Source organism: Listeria sp. SHR_NRA_18 (assembly GCF_003856515.1).
GTDB classification, from domain to species: Bacteria; Bacillota; Bacilli; order Lactobacillales; family Listeriaceae; genus Listeria_A; species Listeria_A newyorkensis.
The window spans coordinates 1-435 of the sequence record NZ_QPKR01000069.1 but is presented as its reverse complement, the minus strand read 5'-3'; the positions used below and the strand labels follow the sequence as shown (position 1 = coordinate 435).

Annotated in this window: 1 protein-coding gene; it reads right to left on the bottom strand. The window is 57.9% G+C overall.

Translation table 11 applies throughout. The features are described 5' to 3' along the window. Positions 1 to 435, bottom strand: a 435-nt coding sequence (locus tag DUK53_RS17180; protein ID WP_124893252.1) for an amino acid permease, incomplete at both ends; no start/stop codon positions are given.

Genomic DNA, 435 nt, shown 5'->3' with positions numbered 1-435 from the left:
GGGCATACAGCATGCGGCCGCCACTATACATGCCGCTGTTGCAGCCGGAGAGCGCGGCGGTCAACACCACAAAGTTGATGATACCTGCGGCGGCGACGATACCAATCTTGGCAAAGGTCAGCACAAACGGGCTGCCTGCGGTGCCGATACCGTTCCACGGGAAGATGGTGACAATCACGAAGATGGCACCGACATAGAAAATCAGGATGCGCCACAGGATGTTGTTGATCGCACGTTTGAGCGTCACCTGCGGGTTTTTGGCTTCCCCGGCGGTAATGCCGACCAGTTCAACCCCTTGGTAAGAAGCCACCACGATACACAGGGCAAACAGGAAGCCTTTCCAGCCACCGGCAAAGAAGCCGCCATGAGCCGTCAAGTTGGCAAAGCCCGTCGGCTGTCCGCCGTTACCGAAGCCGAAGAAGATCACTCCCAAGC